Origin of the sequence: Streptomyces sp. UH6 (assembly GCF_013421635.1) — a bacterium.
In the GTDB taxonomy this organism is placed as follows: Bacteria; Actinomycetota; Actinomycetes; order Streptomycetales; family Streptomycetaceae; genus Streptomyces; species Streptomyces abyssomicinicus.
Genome location: NZ_JACADT010000031.1, coordinates 1 through 17,593, shown reverse-complemented (window position 1 = coordinate 17,593; position 17,593 = coordinate 1). Strand labels below are relative to the sequence as shown.

Here is a 17,593-nt window from a genome sequence, read left to right as displayed (position 1 = left end):
CGGGCGGGGCACCGGAAGGCCGTGACGGCCTTCCTGCACCAGCGGGACGAGTTCGCCGCGGGGAAGGGGCTGCCGGCCGCGGTCGCGCACTCGGCCTCCGCCTCCCGGCAGTGGGTCTCCGACGAGCTCACCCAGTCCGCCACCGAGGTGGCCGAGCGCAGCCGCGCCGAGGGGCAGGCCTGGCTGGCCCGGCTCTGGAGGATCACCCTCTACGCCGTGTGGGGCGCGGTGGTGCTGCTCCTGCTGGTACAGGCGCTCACCGCGATCGGGGCCGGCTGGACCCCGGCGCGCTCGGCCGGACTGCTCGCCGCCCTGGTGACGGGCGCCGCGCTGTCCGCCGCCTCCTGGTACCACCGTGATCGGGGCGGCGTGCTCGCCCCGGTGATCGGTGAGGACAACCGCCTCTCCACCTCCCGCGCGGTGGCCACCGCCTGGGTGCTGTTCACCGCCTTCGCCGTGCTGACCCTGGCCGGCCAGCTGGCCGCCGCCTCCGGCCACCGGGAGCGCGACTCGCTGATCGCGGGCCTGAACCTCGCCCGGGGCGCGGGCATGGTGACGGTGCTGGCCGTGGTCTGTGCCATCGCGGTGCTGGTCCGGCGGGTGGTGAGCCTTCGGGTGCTCGGCCAGCGGCTGCAGAAGGTCCGTGCCGACCGCCCGCGCGCCGCCGACCTGCTGACCGACGACTCCGGGCGGGGCAGCTTCGCCGACATCCAGTACGTGGTGATCTCCGCCGTGGCGCTGGTCTTCGGCCTGGTCCGGCTCGCCCGCCGCCCCGAGCAGCTGCCCGACCTGCCGTGGGGGCTGGCCGTGGTGGTGCTGGTCTCCGCGGCGACGTACCTGGCCGGCAAGTACGCGGAGGGCGGCCGCCCGGTCGTCCTCTCCGTGGTGCGGGCCCGCGAGGCCGGAGACCTGGACGGGCCGATCCGCACCGGGGACGACATCGAGATCCGTGGCGCGGGGTTCGTGCCCCCGGGGGCGCAGGGCGCGGACCGGCTGTCGCGGATGGTCGTCCGCATAGGGTCGGTCAACGTCCACGTTCCGCTGGTCCCCGTCACCGGCGGCTTCAGCAACCCCTCGGACACGGTGCTGACGGTGCCGGTCCCGGCCGAGGTGGAGCCCGGCCGGGTGGAGGTGCAGGTGGTGACCGCGGCGGGGCTGGAGACCAACCGGATGGTCGTCGACATCACCGAGTGACGTCACGCCGCGGCGCACGTAGGCTGTCCCCCGAATTGGTTGACGGATAAACCGACCTGCGGGAAAGGCGGCCACGGTCATGGCGGTCACCACCACCGGCGCCACCCGGACGTCCGGCCCGAGGGAGGCCGCCGCACGCTTCGCGCTGCTCCCCCTGAGGGTCTTCCTCGGCGTCACCTTCCTCTACGCGGGCCTGGACAAGCTCACCGACTCCGCCTTCCTGAAGGAGTCCGGCCCCGGCTCCATCGGCGGGCAGATGGACGCGGTCCGCGACGTCTCCGCCGTCCCCGCCCTGGTCGACCTCGGGCTGAACGCCCCCGTCGCCTTCGGCCTCGCCATCGCCCTGGGCGAGCTGGCCGTCGGTCTCGGCACCCTCCTCGGCCTCCTCACCCGTATGGCGGCGACCGGGGGCGCGCTCATCTCGCTGAGCCTGTGGCTGACGATGAGCTGGGCCGCGGAGCCGTACTACCTCGGCAACGACCTCCCGTACCTGATGGCGTGGACCCCGCTGATCCTGGCCGGCGGCGGCGCGCTCTCCCTCGACGCGGCGTGGCGCGCGCGGCGGGCCGGACGGGCGGCGGGGACCGACGCGACCACCGCCTGAGGCCCGCGCCACGGGCGGACCCGCACCGCCCGTGCACCACCTCCGCGTCCCCGCGCACCACCTCCGCGCGCCGTCTTCCGTACGCACGCACCACCTTCCGCGCTCACGCGCCGACCACCGCGCTGGCGCACCACCTCCGCGCTCCCCGAGCACCCCTGGCCGTGGAACGTCACTGCGCCACGAAACGCTGTTGCGCTACCGAACGCCGCCACGCCCTCACGATCGGCCACGCTTTTACGAAGGTCACAAAAACGTATCGGGCATAACGCACACCGTCCTTCACACGGACACCACGGGTTGGCTAACGTGCCGCGCGGGCCGTCCGATCCCGACCGGCGAACCTCGCCGGTCCGCGCGGCCCCCGCCGAGTCCGGTGCCGTGCCGGAGCCGGGGACCCGCGCGCACCACCTGGGGTGAATCGATCCGGCCCCGCCGGACCGTAGGGCAACCCTTCCGGAAGTCCCGCCCGAACCCGACAGCTAACCCGGTAGGCGGGAGACGGAAGGAGTCGCCGCCTTGGCGTCGCACCGAAAACCCCGCCCCACGGGCCTGCTCGCGGGTATACGCACCCCCGCGCTGGCGACCGTCGCCCTCACCTCCGTGGCCCTGCTGACCCAGACCGCCCAGGCCGCGCCCGCCGACCGCCCCAGCCTCGAAGAGGTCCAGAAGAAGGTCGACACCCTCTACCGCGAGGCCGAGGCGGCCACCGAGAAGTACAACTCGGCCAAGGAGCAGAGCGAGCAGCAGCGCGAGGAGCTCGACAAGCTGCTCGACGACGTCGCCGAGCGCACCGAGGAGCTGAACGAGGCCCGCGAGAGACTCGGCTCCTACGCCGCCGCCCAGTACCGCTCCGGCACCGCCCTCCCCGACACCGCGACCTTCCTGCTCGCCGACGCGCCTCAGGACTACTTCGACCAGGCGCAGCTGATGGACCGCCTGACGGGCCGGCAGAAGGATGCCGTCGACGACTTCGTGGAGCGGCAGGCCGCCACGTCCGAGAAGCGGCAGGAAGCCACCGAGAGCCTGGAGACGCTGAGCTCCTCCGAGGAGGAACTGCGCACCAGCAAGGCGACCGTCCAGAAGAAGCTGACCGACGCCCGGGAACTGCTGGCCGACCTGACCGCCGAGGAGAAGGCGCGGCTCGCCGAGATCGAGCGGCAGAAGGAGGAGGAGGCCCGCCGGAAGGCGGAGGAGCTCGCCCGTCGGCAGGCCGCCGAGGAGAAGGCCCGGCAGGAGGCGGCCGCCGAGCAGGAGGCCGACGAGGCCGCCGGCGGCGGGAGCGGCGCGGACGGTGGCTCCGGGACGGGAGGCGGCACGGACGCCTCCGCCACGCAGGGCCAGAAGGCGGTCGCGTTCGCCGAGGCCCAGATCGGCCTTCCCTACGTCTGGGGCGCGACCGGCCCGGACTCCTACGACTGCTCCGGCCTGACCCAGGCGGCCTGGAAGGCCGCCGGCGTGGACCTGCCCCGCACCACCTACGACCAGGTGAACGCCGGCACCACCGTCCCGGTCTCCGAGGCGAAGCCGGGCGACCTGGTCTTCTTCTACGACGACGTCACCCACGTGGGCGTCTACATCGGCGAGGGCATGATGATCCACGCCCCGAAGCCCGGTGCGTACGTCCGTGAGGAGTCCATCTACTACGACGGCGAGGGCTCCATCCACAGCATCGTGCGCCCCGCCTGACCGGCACCGGAACCGGAACCGGAAACGGCGACCCCGCCTCAGCCTCGGTTCCGCTTCGGCTTCGGCTTCGGCTTCGGCTTCGGCAGCGTCGGAGCCGAAGCCGGGCGGAAGACGACGACGGCCCGCACGCCTCGAGCGTGCGGGCCGTCGCGCGTGCGTCAGCGCGGCCGAGTCACTTCCACAGCACCGCGATGAAGATGTTCACCGTGGTCAGCGCACCCACCAGGGCGAACTGCCCCTTGGACACCCGCTCCTCGTCCCGCTTCACGTAGACCAGGCCGAGGATCACGATCAGCAGCAGCAGCTTGACGCCGATCTTGATGTGGTTGACCGAGCCGCCCTGTGCCTCGTTGAGACCGACCAGGACGATGCCGGTGACCAGCATGGTGAGGGCGCCGTGCAGCATGCCCGGGGTGAAGCGGGCGGCGCCCTGACCGATGGCCTTCATCTGGTGGAAGAAACCGCCGAGCAGGGCGGCGATACCGATGATGTGAAGACCGACGAAGATGTGCAGGAGTACGTCCATGCCGGGGAGCCTAGCCACCGCGCTTTCCCACCCCGGAGGCGGGCCGTCGCGTAGCACCCCTGCCGTCACATCCGCCCCGGAAGTGCACATTCGGTCACTCCACCGCACCAAGCCGTCACGACCGAACCGCTACTGGGTTACCCCCCGGACCATAGTGACCCTTTGCGTTCAGCTGCACACAAACCGTTACCAGACGGTGACGTACCGGATTAGCGTCCTCCCCCAGGTGACCGGCTCCCCTCATGTCGTCCTGACCAGGACGGCGTCGGTCACCGACCGAAGGTCCGGCGGTGGCCTGCCTCCCCTGTGCAGGCCACCGCCGGATGTGTGACCGCCCCCGCCCGGCGGCGGGACGTACGGAAGGACGTGGACTCCACGTGGCATCGCACCGCAAGCCCCCACAGCACAGGCGGAGCGGCAGCAGGGCCCGCACACTGCTCACCGCGGTACTCGCGGGAGCGGCGGCGTCGGCGGGACTCGACGGAGTCGGACACGCGGCGCCGAAGCCGACGCCGGAGCAGGTCAGGGAAGAGGTCGACCAGCTCTACCGGGAGGCCGAGGCGGCCACCGAGAAGTACAACGGGGCCAGGGAAAGGACGGAGGCCGCCGAACGCCGGGTGGGCAAGCTGCAGGACGAGGCCGCCCGGCGGACCGAGGAGCTGAACACCGCGCGCGAGTCCTTGGGTTCGGCCGCCGCCGCGCAGTACCGCTCCGGCAACGGCCTCGGGCCCGCCATGCAGCTGGCGCTCTCCTCCGACCCCGACCGCTTCCTGCGGGACGCCGGCCTCGCCGAGCGCGCCGGCGCCCTCCAGGCCACCGAGGTCGCCTCCGTGGCACGGCAGATCCGCGAGCTGGACGAGGTGCGCCAGGAGGCCCGGACCGAGCTGAAGGAGCTGGAGGACCAGCAGAAGCGGGCACAGCGGCACAAGAAGACCGTCACCGGAAAGCTGGGCAAGGCCCGCCGGCTGCTCTCCCGCCTCACCGCCGAGGAACGCGCCCGGCTCGCCGCCGAATCCGGCGGCGGGAACGCCGAGGCTCCACCGGCCCGGCCCGGCGGAACCGGCGGCGCGAAGAACTCATCGGGCACGGTCTCCGCGCCCAACACCCGTGCGGCCGCCGCGATCTCGTACGCGCAGCGGAAGCTGGGCAGTCCCTACGTCTGGGGCGCCACCGGCCCCGACGCCTTCGACTGTTCAGGGCTCGTCCAGGCCGCCTACCGTTCCGCGGGCGTCTCCCTCCCACGCACCACCTACGCACAGATCGGCGCGGGACAGCGTGTCTCCCGGTCCCAGCTCCGCCCGGGCGACCTGGTCTTCTTCTACCCCGGGGTCACCCACGTGGGCATGTACATCGGCGACGGCAAGATGATCCACGCGCCCAATCCCTCCGCCCCGGTCCGTGTCGCCCCGGTCGACGAGATGCCCTTCGCCGGAGCGACACGGGTGGTGTGACGACTCCCGGACACCCCCGCACGGGCGATCACACGGACCCGTGGACCGCGCAGACGCACGACCCGGACACACCGCAGGACACGGGCGGTGGGGTGGATGGGAGGACGGGTGGACAGGCGGACGGGTGCGCAGACCGGCAGACGGGCAGACGGGCAGACGGCCGGACCGGACGCCCACAGGGACCCGGCGGATGAACGCGCCGCACACCCCGCGCGGACCAGTCCGCACCGGAAGCCCCGGAGGCACCGCCCGGACCGGACGGACCGCCCGGACCGAACAGACCGGACGCACCGCACGCACCGCACGCACCGTCCCGGCCGCGTGCGGGCGCTCCCTCACACCAGCCGTCGGGCCGTGGCCCAGCGGGTCAGCTCGTGCCGGTTGGAGAGCTGGAGCTTGCGAAGGACCGCCGAGACATGGGACTCCACCGTCTTCACCGAGATGAAGAGCTGCTTGGCGATCTCCTTGTAGGCGTAGCCCCGCGCGATCAGCCGGAGCACCTCCCGCTCCCGCTGCGTGAGACGGTCCATGTCCTCGTCCACCGGCGGGGCGTCGGTCGAGGCGAAGGCGTCGAGGACGAAACCCGCCAGGCGGGGGGAGAAGACCGCGTCGCCGTCCTGCACCCGGAAGACCGAGTCGACCAGGTCGTTCCCGGTGATCGTCTTGGTGACGTAGCCGCGGGCCCCACCGCGGATGACGCCGATCACGTCCTCCGCAGCGTCGGAGACCGAAAGGGCGAGGAACCGCACCGGCCGCTCGGGGTCGGCCGCCAGTCCCGCGCACCGGCGGAGCACCTCGACACCGCCTCCGCCCGGCAGGTGCACGTCGAGCAGGACGACCTCGGGCCGGGTGGCGGTGATCACCTCCACCGCCTGGTCGACATCCGCCGCCTCGCCCACCACCTCGACGCCGGTGCGTTCCGTCTCGCCGATCTCCGCGCGCACCCCGGTGCGGAACATGCGGTGGTCGTCGACGAGCACGACCCTCACCCGGCGCTCGGCACCGGGCGCTCCCCCCGTGCCGGCCGTCCCGCTGCCCGTGCCCTCGGCACCGGTGGCTCCGGTCGCGTCGCTCATGACGTCCTCTCCGCCCTCTCCATCTCCAGCTCGACCTCGGTGCCCCCGTCGGGCACGGCCCGGACCCGGGCCGTGCCGCCGTTGCGCTCCATGCGGCCGATGATCGACTCCCGGACACCCATCCGGTCGGCGGGTATCGCATCGAGGTCGAAGCCGGGGCCCCGGTCACGGACCGACACGAACACCGACCGCCCCTCCACCTCGGCGTAGACCTGTACCGGCCCGCCCTCGCCACCGTACTTGGCGGCGTTCACCATGGCTTCCCGGGCGGCCTGGATCTGGGCACCGAGTTTCTCGTCGAGCGGGCAGTCGCCGACCACCACGACCTCCAGGGGGACGCCGTGCTTGTCCTCCACCTCGGCCGCGGTGCTCCGGACCGCCTCCGCGAGCGTCTCCGGCTCGGCCTCCTCGTCCTTGCCGGATCCCTCCGGCCGGTACAGCCAGGCGCGCAGCTCACGCTCCTGGGCACGGGCCAGCCGGCGCACCTCGCCCGCGCTGTCGGCGTTGCGCTGGATCAGCGTCAGCGTGTGCAGCACCGAGTCGTGGACGTGCGCGGCAACCTCGGCCCGCTCCTGGGCGCGGATGCGCATCAGCCGTTCCGCCGACAGGTCCTGCGTCATCCTCACCAGATAGGGACCGGCGAGCAGGGCCACCCCGACCAGGACGGCCAGCGCGGCCTGGAGGACCGAACCGAGGTGCGCGGCGGACCCCTGAAGGACGAACATGCCGGACACTCCGGCCGTCACCAGCAGGACGCCGGCCGCGGCGCGGGCCAGTGTCACCGTCCGCCGACGGCGGCCCACCTCCATCCAGCGGGCCCGCCGGGCGTTGTCCGCCTGCCGCCACACCAGGGCCACACCCGCCCCGACCAGCACCGCGGGCCAGAGGTAGGCCCGGGCGACGCCGCCGAGGTCCATGCTGCCCACGAAGATCAGGGCGACCACGACCATCAGCAGCAGGGCGACCAGCTGCCCCCTGTCCGGCTTCCGCGCCACCAGGCGGCGCGGAGAGCCCGACCCCTGGGACCTGGTGGGGCCGGTCGACCCCGACGTCTCCGGCCCACCCGTCCCTGCCGCACCGGACGCCGCCGACGCACCCGACGCACCTGCGGAACCCGCGGCACCTGACGAGACGGGCGACGCCTGCTTGCGGCCGTCCGCGGCCCCGACCCCGCCGATGCCCAGCGGCACGAAGAACCAGAAGGCCGCGTACAGCAGGGCGCCCAGCCCCTGCGCGACGAACAGGCCCACGAAGACGAGGCGGACCCACGCCACGGGCAGGCCGAGGTGTCCGGCGAGCCCCCGCGCCACGCCCCCGAGCCAGCGTCCGTCACCGCTGCGGTAGAGCTTGCGCGGCGGCCGCGGGTCGTCGAGTGATGCTGCGGCTTCCGGCATGCCACGATCGTCACACGCCGCGCCCTCAGGGTCATCAGGGTTGGCCCCTCAGACAACCCTGATCCGGGCCGCGGCGCGCCTCGAACGATTCCCCCGGCACGGGTCGGGGCGATTTCAGGGTTCTCCCAGGGTCGTTCCGACTCCCGCGAAGCCGTCCCGCCCGTCACCATGAATGCATGACGGATCACCACCACGCGCCGAGCCCCGCGTCCCCCGACGCGCAGCGGCGTACCGGTGCGTCCGCGGCCGACGAGGAGCCCCCGGAGGGCGAGGCGCGGCCGCTGCGGCGCGACCGGCGGCACAAGATGCTGGGAGGGGTCTGCGCGGGCCTGGGCCGTCAGTGCGACATGGATCCGGTGATCTTCCGGATCACCCTCGCGGTGCTTTCCGCGACGGGCGGTATCGGCCTGGTCTTCTACGGCTTCGCCTGGCTCTTCCTCCCCTACGAGGACGAGGAGGAGAACGAGATCCGCCGCCTGCTGACGGGACGGGTGGACGGCCCGGCGCTGGCCTCCGTGCTGTTCGCCCTGGTGGGCTGCGGGGTGTTCCTGTCCATGCTGGGCGACGGTGGGCTGCTGACCTTCGGGGCGGTGCTCTCCCTGCTGCTGGCCGGAGCGGGCTACTGGTCCCGGCGCCGCGCCTCCCCCGGGCCGGATCCGCTGTCCGCCCATGCCGCCGCGGACGCGCCGCCCGAGGCGCAGGCGCCCCCTGTCGCCGCCTCGCTCCCGTCGTGGTGGCGTGAACCGATCGTCAAGGACGGCACCTTCGTGGGGGGCACGGGCTATCTGTGGGGCCCCGCCGATCTGGGGGACGCGTCCGACCGGGACCTGGCCGCGGCACTCGCGGTCTCCCGCGGCGGGGCCACGGACGTGGTGGCCGGCCGGGGTGGTCCGGCGGGGAGGGACGAGCCTGCCCGGCCGCCCCGGCCCCGCTCGCTCGGCGGGGTGACGTTCCTGCTGGCCGCGGCGGTGGGTGCGCTGGTGACCGTGCTGAGTGAGGCCGACGGCCCGGCGGTCACCGCCGTCCAGCACGGGCTGGCCTGCGCCCTCCTGGTTCTCGGCGCGGGCATGGTGGTCAGTTCCTTCCTCGGCCGCACCGGCGCGGGCACGGTCTTCTGGGGCCTGGTCACCGCGGGCCTGCTGACGGTCGCGACAGCCCTGCCGCGCGACGTCGACGCCGACTGGATACGCAGGGAATGGCGTCCGGTCTCCGTCGCCGACACCCGGGACGGCTACCAACTGGGGCTGGGCATGGCGCGGCTCGACCTCACGGACCTGCCGGTGAAGGACGGGCAGACGGTCCCGGTCAGGGTGAACGTCGGCTCGGGCCGCGTCGAGGTGGTCGTGCCCGACGACGTGACGGTGCGGACCCTGATCAACGTCGGTCTGGGTGACATCCGCTCGCCCTCCTCCTCGGGGCGGGACACCGGGGCGGGGGCGGGGCTGACGGAGGAGTACACGCTGCGGGCCGTGGACGGCGGAGGGACAGACGGGGACGCCGGCAGGAACGAGAAGGAGGCGGGGACGATCGAGCTGCGGATCGAGGTCGGCGCCGGCAACGCGGAGGTGACCCGTGTGGCGTCATGAGTTCCAGCCAGGGCGGTTCATATCCGGCCTGGTCCTGATCACCGCGGGCGTGCTCTACGCGGGCGACGCCACCGGGGAGTGGCACATGCCCTGGCTGGTGGCGGTCCCCCTGGTGATCGGTGGGCTCGCGATCGCCGCCGTGGCCGGTCTCGTGGCCCGCACCGTCCGCAGCGGGCGGCGGGACGGGGACGACGCCGTCGGCTGAGCGCGGAGGCGGCTGCGTCAGGCGGCCGCCGGGCGTGCGTCAGGCGTGCGTTGTGCGTGCGTCAGGCGTGCGTTGCACGTGGCCAGGCGTGGGCCAGGCGGGGGCCAGCGGTCTCACGATGCGGTCCTCGGTGGAGGCGTTCCGACCCACCCGTCATACTTCCCCCATGTCCGCGTACTCGAGCTTCGCGTTTATCTATGGCACCCGGCCCGCCGGCTGCCATGGTCGCGTTGCTCATCGCGGATAACCGTAGAGCGACTTCCCAGGCGCCCCGGGCCGGCAAGGCCCGGGGCGCCTGTCGTTTTTCCCGGACCGTCCGGCACCGGGGCTCCTCCGCACACCACGCAGGAGTTCCGATGAGCATCACTCCCATGACCACCCGCCCGGCCGCCACCTCGGCCGACCCGTCGTCCGCCTCGGCGTCCGCTCCGGCCGCGGACCCCGCCGCCGTCATCGCCGACGCCCGGGCGAGGATCGACGCCCTGGACGACCACATCCTGGGTCTGGTGCAGGAACGCATGGCCGTGTCCGCGGTCGTCCAGCAGACCCGGATCGCCACCGGGGGGCGGCGGGTCCATCTCTCCCGTGAGATGGAGGTCCTCTCCCGCTACCGCGACGCGCTGGGCCGCCCGGGAACCTCCCTGGCGATGACCATCCTGGAGCTCTGCCGCGGGCGCGTCTGACTCCCGCCCGTGTACCGACGTGTGCCCGCCCTCCGCTTGCCCCGTCCCGCGCGTACCGTCCTCGCACGGGCGGTACGCGGGCGGTCCCGCACGCGCCCCGTCGATGCCGACCGCACCCGTCCGCCCCGTCAGCCACCGGTCGCGCGCGTGCGCGCCCCTCGCACCACGTACGACCCACGTCGTGCCCGGGCCCGGCACCATCACCCGTCCGGGACCGTGACCGTCGGCCCGAACCCTTCGTTGGTCCGGGTGTCCGTGCCGGCCAGGCACGGCTCCCGAGAAAAACCACGCGTGGCTTGCTGGGGCGGCGAGGTGCACGGATCAACGTGCCGTGCGCCGTGGGACCGTCGCCTCAGGGTTGTGACCGGACGGCAGGGGACAGCAGCCCGGTCACCCAACAGAAACGGCCGGCTCCGGGGACGCCCGGAGCCGGCCGACGGGGACCGCCACCCACGGTCCCGGTCCTTGGCCTGTCGTGACGACACCGTCGCGACAGGTGTGTGCGGGGTGGACGTGTGCGAGGGCGGGCCTTGTACGGCCGACCCTGCCTACTCCGCCGTTCCCACAGGGCCCGCAGCTCCCGCGGCCCCCGCGGCCCCTGCCGTGTCGACCGGCTTCGCCTGCCGCACCGTGTCGACCTGCTCCTCCGGCTCCGGTGGCCCGGCCGGCCGCGGCATGGTGACCTTCGGCTCCTCCGTGACCTTCGGCTCCTCCGTGGCCTTCAGCTCCGCCGTGGCCTTCAGCTCCGCCGTGGCCGCCGCCTTCGGCGTGGCCGTCGCCTTCGGCGTGGCCGTCGCCTTCGGCGTGGCCGTCGCCTTCGGCGGGACCGCCGGCATTCCCAGGAACGGCAGCCGCAGCGCCGCGAAGGCCTTCTCCGGCACGACCGGCGTCCGCGGCGGCACCGCGGACAGCCGCCGGTAGCCCTCGCCCTGCGCGGGCCGCGGGTCGTCCTCGCCCTTGTTGGGCCAGAAGGACATGGCCCGCTCGGCCTGCGCCGTGATGGTCAGCGACGGGTTGACGCCCAGGTTCGCGGAGACCGCCGCCCCGTCCACCACCGAGATTCCCGGGTAGCCGTACAGCCGGTGGTACGGGTCGATGACGCCGGTCTCCGGGGAATCCCCGATCGGGCAGCCGCCGAGGAAGTGCGCGGTCAGCGGCATGCCCGTCAGCTCGCCGACGTTGCTGCCTGCGAAGCCGTTGATCTCCTCCGACAGCAGCGACGCCGCCTCCACGGCCGCCTCGATCTGCTTCGGGTTGGGCGCGCCGTGGCCCTGGCGCGCGGTCAGCAGTCCCTTGCCGAGGCCCTTGCGCTTGAGGTGGGTGGTGAGCGAGTTGTCGAGGGACTGCATGACCAGCCCGATGATGGTCCGCTCCGACCAGCGCCGGTTGGACAGCGACCGGAGGGTCAGCAACGGGTGGCGGACGGTGTTGCCCAGCCATCCCAGCAGCCGCGCGGTCCCGGTGCCCTTGGCCGCGTACGGCACCTGGAGCACCGTCAGGGCGCCCATGGCGTTGGAGCCCTTGCCGTAGCGCACCGGTTCGATGTGGGTGCTGGCGTCCGGGTGGATCGACGAGGTGATGGCGACGCCCTTGGTGAAGTCGGCCTTGGGCTGTCCGGTGACCCGGTGGTAGCGCCGGTCGTCGGTCTGCGCGCCGACCAGTGCCTCGGAGTTGGTGCGGGTGAGCATGCCGAGCTGGTCGGAGAGCCTGGGCAGTTGCCCGCCCGCCTTCATCCGGTGCAGCAGCGTCTGCGTGCCGTAGGTGCCGGCCGCGACGACCACGTGACGGGAGCGGAGGACGCGGCCCCGGCCGACCCGCTTGCGGTCGGTTCCGATGGTGTCGACGGCGAAGCCTCCGTGGCCGTCCTCCGTGACGGACCGCACGGTGGTCATGGGGTGCACCGTCGCGCCGGCCTTCTCGGCGAGGTACAGGTAGTTCTCGTTGAGGGTGTTCTTCGCCCCGTGACGGCAGCCCGTCATGCACTCGCCGCACTCGTGGCACGCCTTGCGGGCGGGGCCGACGCCGCCGAAGTACGGGTCGGCGGCCTCCTCGCCGGGGCGGGCGGTGACGCTGCCGTCGGCGTCCTCGCCGTCGCCGAAGAACACGCCGACGGGCGCGAGGTGGAAGCTGTCGCCCACTCCCATCCGCTCCGCGGTCGCCTTCAGGTGCACGTCGGAGGGGGTCATGGTGGGGTTGAGCCGCACGCCCAGCATGCGCCGCGCCTGGTCGTAGTACGGCTTCAGCTCCTCCTCCCAGTCCGTGATGTCCTTCCACTGGGGGTCCTGGAAGAAGGGCGTCGGCGGCACGTACAGGGTGTTGGCGTAGTTCAGCGACCCGCCGCCCACGCCCGCGCCGGCCAGCACCATCACGTTGCCCAGCAGGTGGATGCGCTGGATGCCGTACATCCCGAGCGCGGGGGCCCAGAGGAACTTCTTGAGGTCCCACGAGTTCTTCGGCAGGGACTCCCGGGTGAACCGCCGGCCCGCCTCCAGGACGCCGACCCGGTAGCCCTTCTCGGTGAGTCGGAGCGCGGTGACGGACCCGCCGAAGCCGGAGCCGACGACGATCACGTCGTAGTCGAACGGCGACGGCGACGGATCGTCCTGCGGAGCGTCGGGAAGGCCGGCGGTCTTCTCCTGCGGAGCGTTCTCCTGCGACACGTGCTCTCCTCATCGAGAACGGTTGAGAACCGGTGGCGGACGGCGGGTTCGGCAACGGGACCGTGCGGGTGCGGGTACGGCCATGCGGTGCGGGTGGGGCGGTACGGCCGTGCGGTGCGGGTCCGACGGTGCGGTGCGGGTGCGGCGGTGTGCCGCCCGGACGGGGATCAGCGGAGGCGGAACGCCTTCATCAGTTTCAATCCGGCGCTGAGCACGGCCGCGTACTGCTCGTCGTTCAGGCCGAAGGACGGCGCCAGCGGCATCATCCGCTGCACCGCGACGGTCTGCGCCTCGGTGTACTTGAGGATGCCCTCGGAGCCGTGGCGGCGGCCGAGTCCGGAGTCCTTCATGCCTCCCATCGGCGACCGGGCGCTGCCGTAGGCGGGGGCGAAGCCCTCGTTGATGTTGACGGTGCCGGTCTGCAGCCGGGCGGCGATCCGCCGTGCGCGGCGGATGTCCTTGGACCAGACCGAGGAGTTGAGGCCGTAGTCGCTGGCGTTGACCCGCTCGACCGCCTCGTCGGCGTCGGAGAAGCGGTAGACGGAGACGACCGGCCCGAAGGTCTCCTCGGAGCACACGGCCATCGGCGTCGCGACGCCGTCGAGGATGGTCGGCTCGTAGAAGTACGGGCCGACGTCGGGCCGGGCGACCCCGCCCGCGAGCACCGTGGCGCCCTTGGCGACGGCGTCCTCGACGTGCCGGACGACCATCTCCAGCTGGCGCTCGCTGACCAGCGACCCCATGTCGGCGCCGTAGCCGAGGAAGTTGCCCAGCCGCACGGCCTTGGTGCGGGCGACGAACCGCTCCAGGAAGGCGTCCGCCACCGCCTCGTGGACCAGGAGCCGCTCGATGGAGATGCAGAGCTGCCCCGCGGTGGAGAAGCAGGCCCGCACCGCGCCCTCGGCGGCCTTGTCCAGGTCGGCGTCCTCGAGGACCACCATGGCGTTCTTGCCGCCGAGTTCCAGCGAGACGCCGACCAGGCGGGCCGCGGCACGCTCGGCGACCTCCCGTCCGGTGCGCGTGGAGCCGGTGAACGACACGTAGTCGGCGTGCCGGACCACCTCGGGACCCACGACCGGGCCCTCGCCGAGGACGACCTGCCACACGTCCGCGGGCAGCCCGGCCTCGATCAGCTTCTCCCGCGCCCACAGAGCGGTCAGCGCGGTCTCGGTGTCCGGCTTCATCACCACGGCGTTGCCCGCCACGAACGCGGGCAGCGCGTCGCCGACGGACAGCTCCAGCGGATAGTTCCACGGCGCGATCTGGCCGATCACGCCACGCGGGTGGCGCAGCTCCTCGACCTTGGTGAGCAGCGGCACCGCGCCCAGGTGGCCCTTGGGGGCCAGGTAGGCGGGGGCCTTGCGGCCGTAGTGGCGGGAGGCCATGGCCACGGCCTGCAGTTCCTCGTGGGCGTGCAGGCGGGCCTTGCCGGTCTCGGCCTGGATCAGGTCGAGGATCTCCGCCTGATGGCGGAGCACCAGGTCGTGGAAGCGGAGCAGCACGGCGGCACGGCGGCGCACCGGGACGGCGGCCCAGGCCTTCTGCGCCGCGCGGGCCCGGTCGAACGCCGTCCGGACCTCGTCCAGCGAGGACTCCGGCAGGTCGGCGAGCCGCTCACCGGTGAGCGGGCTGTGGTTGAACGTCCGGCCGGTGCCGGTCACGCCCTTGGTCAGCCGGGCCACCAGATCCGGCGTGACCACGTCACTGATGGCACGCGCACCGGGCGGTGCCGCGGCCACCGGATTGGCGCTCACGCCCGTGCGGTCCGTCTCCCGTGCCTGCGAGGCCTGCGTGTCCGTCATGAGGCGCAGGGTATGACGGTCGAAACACTTTGGGTACCCATCGGTAACACCCCTTCACTCGGTGGGCACATTCTGCCAGTGATCGCTGGCAGAAAAGCCCTGATCAGGGGTTGTGCGAGGGGAGACGTGGCCGCGGAACTCTTTTCGGACGACTGCGGCCACGTCCCTGCGGGCGGCGGTGTCAGGCCGGGTCGAACTCCAGAGCCTCGATCGCCTTCTGCGCCACTTCCCTGCCCCGCTCGGTGACGTCGCCCTTCCCCGGGTAGCCGATCACCACCCGGTACATCTGCTCCTCGGCGTTCTCGTAGTAGAAGAACCGCAGCTCGACCGGGCGCGGGTTCTGGGTGTCGGTGGATTCGAACGAGACGGTGTTCTCGGCCGAGGGGCGGTCCTGGTGCTTCAGACCGGGCGCGGGCCGGGTCGTCGGGGCCTCCGGCATGTCGAAGTCGTACTCGCCGGACTTGCGGAAGTCCTCGTTCTCGGCGTGCATCTGGGCGTCCGGGCTGGCGGCCACGTCGGCGAGGCTGTTCTCCTGGTCGTACCGCTCGACGCTCACCCGGATGACGCCGCTGGGGTCGTGGAAGGCCACCCAGTCCTTGAAGGTGTCGGTGTCCTTCGGGCGCTGGACCTCGTACGCGGCGGGCACGCTGACGCTCACGCCGAGCGCCTTCTGCGGATGGCGCTTCCAGTCGTCCGGCACCGTGCCGCCGAACGGGTCCGCGATCACCAGCCAGGCGACCAGCACCGCCGCCAGCAGTCCGGACACCGCCCCCAGCAGCACCTTGCGCGGCACCCACACCCCACCGGTGCGCGGCGGGGCGGGCCGCGGCGGGGCCGGCGGCTCCGGGGGCCGCAGCGCGGCCTCCAGCAGGCGGCGGGCCCCGGCGTGGTCCAGGCGCTGGGCGGGGTCCTTGCGCAGCAGCCCGTCGATCACCTCGGCGAGCGGTCCGGAGGTGGCGGCGGGCGTGGGCGGCTCGGAGTTGAGGACGGCCTGCAGGGTGGCCGGGGTGTTGCTGCGCCGGAACGGCGAGACTCCCTGGGTGGCCGCGTAGAGCACCACACCCAGCGACCACAGGTCGGACGCCTCGCCCGGCCGCTGCCCCAGCACCCGTTCGGGGGCGACGTACTCGGGCGAGCCGACGAAGGCGCCGGTGTCGGTGAGGCTGGTGTCGCCCTCGGCCTGGGCTATGCCGAAGTCGGTGAGGACGACGCGGTCGTGGTGGCCGAGCAGCACGTTGTCCGGCTTCACGTCCCGGTGCAGGATGCGCGCCGCGTGCACCGCCTCCAGCGCGCCCAGCACCTCCAGGCCGATCCGGGCGGCCTCCCGGGAGCCGAGCGTGCCCTCCTGGAGGATGTCGCCCAGCGAGCGGCCGCGGACCAGCTCCATCACGATCCACGGCCGGCCGTCGACCACCGCCACGTCGTGCACGGTGACCACGGCGGGGTGGTCGGTGCGGGCGGCGGTGGTCGCCTCACGCCTCATCCGGGTGTACAGCTTCTCCCGCTCGGTCTCCGGGAGGTGGTCGGGGAGGCGGGGCTCCTTGACCGCCACCTCGCGGCCCACCGTCTCGTCCATGGCCCGCCAGACGGTGCCCATGCCGCCGTGGCCGAGCCGGGAGAGCAGCCGGTAGCGGCCCGCTATCAGGCGGCCCGCGCCGGGGTCCTGCGCGGGCGGCTGCTGCTGCGGAGCCTCGCGGGTGGGCGTGTACGGGTGGGGCTGGGCCTGTGCCGAGGGATGCGGCGGAGCCGGTGCGTGGGCCGTGGACTGCTGCGGGACCGGCGGCGACAGCGGGTGCGGCGCGTTCTGCCGGCCGGGCTGCGGCGTCCGCTGCGGCTCGCCGGGCCGGACCGGCGGCTGCAGGCCGTAGCTGGTGGGTTCTTCGGGCCGGTTGCCGGCTCCCCCGTGGCTGCTCATGGACACATCCATATCGCGCCGGACCCGTGCGGAGCCACCCGCTCCCCCGACCGGTCACAGAGCCGTGACGGTCAGCCGGTGGACTCGTAGGTCTTCGACGCCTGCTCGAAGAGCCGGGTCACCTGGTCCCGCTCCGCCTCCGGGCCGCGCAGCTGCACCACGTGGTAGCGGCCGCCGTCGAGGATCGCCAGGTTGCGCACGTACAGCTTGCGTCCCTGGCCGTCGGTCCAGGTGAACTCGCCCTCGGCCATGACCTTTCCGCCCACCTCGATACGGCGCAGACCGCCGGAGCCGGCCCAGGTGGAGTCGCGGTAGGGCTGCAACTCGGGCTCGTGCTCCTGCTGGTAGACCTGCGGGTCGCGGCCGTACTGCTCGGCGCTGTCCCGGCCGGGCACCACGATCAGCCGGAAGTCGCCCTTCGAGTAGACCACCTGCCCCTGCCCGTTGCGGGGCGCGCGCTGCCAGCCGCTCGCCACGGCGACCTCGAAGCCCTCGGGGTCCTTGCGCAGGACGAAGCCCTCCGCCACCTCGCCGTCCGGCTCGGCGGAGGGCTTGGCGTCCGGCTCGGCGGTGTCCTTCCCGGACGGGGTGGGTGTCGGTTCCGGATCGCTCCGGGGCGGCGTGGTCGGCGCGGTGTCCACCGGGACGGCGCCCTTGGAGGTGTCCTGGCCGTCGGCCCGCTCGCCCTGCTTCGGCATGAAGAGCATCGCGTAGGCGACGGCGCCGGCCAGCAGGAGCAGGACCACGGTCAGCAGCAGCCTGCCGAGCCGGCGGGGCGACTGTTCGGCTCCCTGCGGCTCGGCCCGCCCCA

At 73.1% G+C, this 17,593-nt stretch carries 13 protein-coding genes, 1 pseudogene and 1 riboswitch; of the genes and pseudogenes, 7 read left to right on the top strand and 7 right to left on the bottom strand.

Features of this window, described 5'->3' with window-relative positions; genetic code table 11:
* From HW445_RS04415 to HW445_RS04405, 3 genes are all read left to right on the top strand, one after another.
* Positions 1 to 1,194, top strand: a 1,194-nt coding sequence (locus HW445_RS04415; RefSeq protein WP_180219712.1) for a hypothetical protein, incomplete at its 5' end; no start/stop codon positions are given.
* Positions 1,195 to 1,273: 79 nt separating this feature from the next.
* Positions 1,274 to 1,798 (top strand): DoxX family membrane protein, encoded by a 525-nt coding sequence (locus tag HW445_RS04410; RefSeq protein WP_180219711.1) that lies wholly within the window; start codon positions 1,274 to 1,276, stop codon positions 1,796 to 1,798.
* Positions 1,799 to 2,150: 352 nt separating this feature from the next.
* Positions 2,151 to 2,308, top strand: a riboswitch (cyclic di-AMP (ydaO/yuaA leader).
* A 6-nt stretch (positions 2,309 to 2,314) separates the two neighbouring features.
* Positions 2,315 to 3,484, top strand: a complete 1,170-nt coding sequence (locus HW445_RS04405) for a C40 family peptidase (protein ID WP_180219710.1) — start codon at positions 2,315 to 2,317, stop codon at positions 3,482 to 3,484.
* 172 nt (positions 3,485 to 3,656) lie between these two features.
* On the opposite strand, the gene HW445_RS04400 is transcribed toward HW445_RS04405, so the two are convergent.
* Positions 3,657 to 4,010: a hypothetical protein gene (locus HW445_RS04400; protein ID WP_180219709.1), complete on the bottom strand. Its 354-nt coding sequence runs from the start codon at positions 4,008 to 4,010 to the stop codon at positions 3,657 to 3,659.
* Positions 4,011 to 4,387: 377 nt separating this feature from the next.
* Here HW445_RS04400 and HW445_RS04395 point away from each other — a divergent pair, with 377 nt between their 5' ends.
* The gene (locus HW445_RS04395) at positions 4,388 to 5,461 is read left to right on the top strand and encodes a C40 family peptidase (RefSeq protein WP_180219708.1); all 1,074 of its coding nucleotides are present in this window, start codon (positions 4,388 to 4,390) and stop codon (positions 5,459 to 5,461) included.
* Between the two features lie 335 nt (positions 5,462 to 5,796).
* Here HW445_RS04395 and HW445_RS04390 read toward each other — a convergent pair whose 3' ends face one another.
* Together HW445_RS04390 and HW445_RS04385 are read right to left on the bottom strand one after the other, a co-directional pair.
* Entirely contained in the window at positions 5,797 to 6,537 is a 741-nt protein-coding gene (locus tag HW445_RS04390) for a response regulator transcription factor (protein ID WP_180219707.1), read from the bottom strand.
* Positions 6,534 to 7,931: an ATP-binding protein gene (locus HW445_RS04385; RefSeq protein ID WP_257230839.1), complete on the bottom strand. Its 1,398-nt coding sequence runs from the start codon at positions 7,929 to 7,931 to the stop codon at positions 6,534 to 6,536. Before HW445_RS04385 ends, HW445_RS04390 begins: the two co-directional genes overlap by 4 nt.
* Before the next feature lie 176 nt (positions 7,932 to 8,107).
* Between HW445_RS04385 and HW445_RS04375 the strand changes: the two genes are divergently transcribed.
* The 3 genes from HW445_RS04375 (at position 8,108) to HW445_RS04365 (ending at position 10,405) form a co-directional block, all read left to right on the top strand.
* On the top strand, positions 8,108 to 9,517 hold the full coding sequence (locus HW445_RS04375; protein WP_180219706.1) for a PspC domain-containing protein: 1,410 nt from the start codon (positions 8,108 to 8,110) through the stop codon (positions 9,515 to 9,517).
* Positions 9,504 to 9,722, top strand: a complete 219-nt coding sequence (locus HW445_RS04370; RefSeq protein WP_180219705.1) for a hypothetical protein — start codon at positions 9,504 to 9,506, stop codon at positions 9,720 to 9,722. The genes HW445_RS04375 and HW445_RS04370 overlap by 14 nt, the downstream gene beginning before the upstream one ends.
* A 356-nt stretch (positions 9,723 to 10,078) precedes the next feature.
* Positions 10,079 to 10,405 (top strand): chorismate mutase, encoded by a 327-nt coding sequence (locus tag HW445_RS04365; protein WP_257230838.1) that lies wholly within the window; start codon positions 10,079 to 10,081, stop codon positions 10,403 to 10,405.
* A gap of 548 nt (positions 10,406 to 10,953) precedes the next feature.
* Here the strand turns inward: HW445_RS04365 and HW445_RS04360 are convergent.
* The 4 genes and pseudogenes from HW445_RS04360 to HW445_RS04345 form a co-directional block, all read right to left on the bottom strand.
* Positions 10,954 to 12,975, bottom strand: a complete 2,022-nt coding sequence (locus HW445_RS04360; RefSeq protein WP_308798312.1) for a GMC family oxidoreductase — start codon at positions 12,973 to 12,975, stop codon at positions 10,954 to 10,956.
* Between the two features lie 257 nt (positions 12,976 to 13,232).
* On the bottom strand, positions 13,233 to 14,867 hold the full coding sequence (locus HW445_RS04355; protein WP_180219704.1) for a succinic semialdehyde dehydrogenase: 1,635 nt from the start codon (positions 14,865 to 14,867) through the stop codon (positions 13,233 to 13,235).
* A gap of 181 nt (positions 14,868 to 15,048) precedes the next feature.
* Positions 15,049 to 16,782: a serine/threonine-protein kinase gene (locus HW445_RS04350; protein ID WP_180219703.1), complete on the bottom strand. Its 1,734-nt coding sequence runs from the start codon at positions 16,780 to 16,782 to the stop codon at positions 15,049 to 15,051.
* Positions 16,783 to 16,853: 71 nt separating this feature from the next.
* A pseudogene (locus HW445_RS04345) lies at positions 16,854 to 17,593 on the bottom strand (serine/threonine protein kinase); the annotation flags it as partial.